Source organism: Candidatus Dependentiae bacterium (genome assembly GCA_016871815.1).
Lineage (GTDB): Bacteria > Babelota > Babeliae > Babelales.
Genome location: VHBT01000038.1, coordinates 1 through 3228, shown reverse-complemented (window position 1 = coordinate 3228; position 3228 = coordinate 1). Strand labels below are relative to the sequence as shown.

General features: G+C 40.6%; 5 protein-coding genes. All 5 read left to right on the top strand.

The annotated features are described in order from the left end of the window. Positions 1-1069, top strand: a 1069-nt coding sequence (locus tag FJ366_04225; GenBank protein ID MBM3894773.1) for an elongation factor 4, incomplete at its 5' end; no start/stop codon positions are given. Positions 1070-1086: 17 nt separating this feature from the next. After that, complete coding sequence (locus FJ366_04220) at positions 1087-1584, top strand: MerR family transcriptional regulator (protein ID MBM3894772.1); 498 nt, start codon at positions 1087-1089, stop codon at positions 1582-1584. 12 nt (positions 1585-1596) lie between these two features. Next, on the top strand, positions 1597-1854 hold the full coding sequence (locus FJ366_04215) for a hypothetical protein (GenBank protein MBM3894771.1): 258 nt from the start codon (positions 1597-1599) through the stop codon (positions 1852-1854). A gap of 113 nt (positions 1855-1967) precedes the next feature. Beyond that, positions 1968-2807 (top strand): protease HtpX, encoded by an 840-nt coding sequence (locus tag FJ366_04210; GenBank protein ID MBM3894770.1) that lies wholly within the window; start codon positions 1968-1970, stop codon positions 2805-2807. Between the two features lie 84 nt (positions 2808-2891). After that, positions 2892-3228, top strand: a 337-nt coding sequence (locus FJ366_04205) for a hypothetical protein (protein ID MBM3894769.1), incomplete at its 3' end; no start/stop codon positions are given.

Sequence of the window (3228 nt, the reverse complement as noted above, 5' to 3'; positions counted from 1 at the left end):
CATGTATCCGGATCCGATCGCAACAAAAACACTTTACACCGGGCAGGTAGGATTTATCATCACCGGCATGAAAACCGTTAAAGAAGCGCACATCGGAGATACTTTTTTCGATCCACGACATCCGGTTGCAGCGCTTCCTGGTTTTAAACCAGCAAAACCGATGGTTTTTGCTGGGATCTATCCTGTTGATACCACCGATTTTCAGATCCTTAAAGAATCGATCGAAAAGCTCTGTTTAAATGACCCAAGCATTTCGGTTGAAAAAGAAACATCTGCAGCGCTTGGTTTTGGTTTCCGCTGTGGCTTTTTGGGACTTTTGCATATGGATGTGTTTAAGCAGCGCCTTGAACAAGAATATGACATGAGCATTATCACCACCGCTCCAACCGTGCTGTACAAAATTACGCTCCAAAATGGAGAAATGTTGGATATCGAAAATCCCGCAGACTTTCCGGATCCATCATCGATTGAGACGATTGAAGAGCCAATTATTAATGCATCGATTATGACCCCCAAAGAATACCTTGGCGGCATCATGACACTTGCGCAAGAACGTCGTGGCACACAAAAAGACATGACATACCTTGATGAAGAACGAATTATCTTGCATTACAAACTACCGCTAGCTGAAATTGTTACCGACTTTTATGACACACTCAAGTCGATTACCGCAGGATACGCAAGTTTTGATTACGAAGAAGCAGGCTACGAAGACGCAGACATGGTAAAAATGAATATTTTACTTAACGGCAAACCCGTTGACGCGCTTTCGGTTATCGTGCACAGCGAAAAAGCATTTACCATGGGACGAGAGCTCACCAAAAAGCTCAAAGAAGTTGTTCACCGTCAGCAGTACGAAGTTGCAATTCAAGCTGCAATCGGCGCAAAAGTTATTGCACGTGAAACAATTTCCCCACTGCGAAAAGACGTTACGGCAAAATTGTATGGTGGTGACATCACACGAAAAATGAAGCTTCTTGAAAAACAGAAAAAAGGTAAGAAAAAAATGAAACAAGTTGGTACCGTAGAATTGCCACAAGAGGCGTTCTTTAGCGTACTTAAACGTTAAAAACAGAGGAACTGACCATGAAACGTCGCAAAGGGTTTTACTCAATTTCTGTTGTTGCAAAAATGTTTGAAGTTCACCAGCAAACAATTCGTCTGTACGAAAAAGAGGGGCTTATCACCCCTCATAGGTCAGAAGGAAACACCAGGCAATTTACTGAAGAGGATGTTGACCAACTCGAAAAAATCATTCACCTCACACACAAACTTGGCATTAACCTTGCCGGCGTTGAAATGATTTTAAAACTACAGAAAAAAATCGACCGACTCCAAGGCGAAATCAACAAAGCGTTTGATATGACCAAAGACGAGCTAGAAAAAGATGCCGAAATATTAGCAGTCAGCGCACAAGACGATTCACGTCAATTAATCGCTCTCAAAAAGGGTTCAACTCAGCCAACACCGCTGCTTGAAAAACTCACCGAACGTGCAAAAAAACAATCCATCACAAAGCCCAAAAAGAGCCCTGTCGAACAAGAAATTTCTGATGACCTTAAAATTGATTACGAAGATTTGTAGAACCAAGCCCCAATGAAACGATTACAAAACCTTTTTTCGATCATCTTTTTTTTAGTTATTATTTGGTACTTGCTCAAAGGTATTTTTATTTTCTTTGTTCCAATCGTTATTTTGTACGTTATCTCGCAAATTATCTTTAAAATCTTTGATGCAACCTGGTGGGAAAAACAAAAAAATCACCCTGAAAAACAAGAAAAAAAAAGACGCAAAGACGGCGTAACCGATGATCCAACTATTTTTGATGTGGATTATGAAGAAGAACAGAAATAGTTCTGCAGCACTCGACAATCTTGCCAAAGCAACAAAAGTGTTTGATACTGAACGTATGAATAAACGATAAACAACACTTCGTTTTATACAAGGAGCATCACATGTTTAACTCAATGAACTTTAGAACCCTACTCTTTTTGACGGCACTTTATGGTGTTTTTGCCGGATTTGGCATAATGATTGGTGGAATGAGCGGACTCACCTGGGCGCTTGTCATGTCATCGATTATTAATTTTTTTTCATATTTTTATTCAGACTCAATCGTTCTGCGCATGTATTCGGCAAAACAAGTAACCGAAGAAACTCACCCCGAACTGGTAAACATGGTGACCGATCTGTGTGAAAACGCTCAAATGCCCGTTCCCAGAATTTATATCATTCGAGAAGCCAACGCGAACGCGTTTGCAACTGGTCGCAACCCAGAGAACGCGGCGATTGCATTTACCACCGGAATTTTAAGTACCCTTGATGCCGAAGAACTGAGAGCTGTTGCTGCACACGAGCTTTCACATGTGTTGAATCGCGATATTTTAATCAACTCTATCGCTGCTACCATCGCAATCGCAATTTCGTATGCCGCTGATATGATTCGCTGGTCGCTTTATTTTGGCGGACGAAGAGACGATCGAAATAATAATTGGGGCGCATTACTTCTTGGTGTTATTTTTGCACCAATCATCGCAACACTTATTAAATTAGCGATCTCTCGGTCTCGAGAATTTTTGGCAGATGAATGTGGTGCACAAATCAGCCATTCTCCACTAGCTCTTGCATCTGCACTCGAAAAAATTCACGCCTCTCCTGCGATGAAAGGCGAAGAGTCGTACGCAAGAACGTCAACCGCTCACTTATTTATTTCCAATCCATTCAAAGCATCTTTTTTATTAAATCTCTTTTCCACTCATCCAACACTACAGGAACGCGTCGAACGACTGCGCAAAATGGCTCACTAAAAAAATATTTCAGACTATCTTGATAAAAATCAACCAAAAATAAGATTCTAGAAATTAACCGTATACTTTTTTACGTTTAAAATTATGAATCTTATTTTTTTATTATTACTCACAGGTATTCTATCAATTCATGCGGTTCGAAACGAATCTAGTTTCAGTCCAGAAGAAAGAACTTACTATCAAAAACTCTCCCCTGAATTACAGGCGCTCTATTTAAGCGGAGGTCGCACTATTTCTAGATTTGAAGGTGAAGTAAGAACCACTGAAGCAGCAGGGGCTCGCACATCCGCGGCCGAACATCGCCATGACATAGACCAATCCACAATACTAATAGATAACAATCGTAGATTTTTGGCCCAAATTGAATCAGCAGATCTAGATGAAAATGGAAAACGTTTTTTAAAAGCTCAAGCAACTGAAG

Excerpts from the sequence above, each read along its gene's own strand:
- FJ366_04220 (MBM3894772.1), top strand. The coding sequence starts at position 1,087 with ATGAAACGTCGCAAAGGGTTTTACTCAATTTCTGTTGTTGCAAAAATG.
- FJ366_04215 (MBM3894771.1), top strand. The coding sequence starts at position 1,597 with ATGAAACGATTACAAAACCTTTTTTCGATCATCTTTTTTTTAGTTATT.
- FJ366_04210 (MBM3894770.1), top strand. The coding sequence starts at position 1,968 with ATGAACTTTAGAACCCTACTCTTTTTGACGGCACTTTATGGTGTTTTT.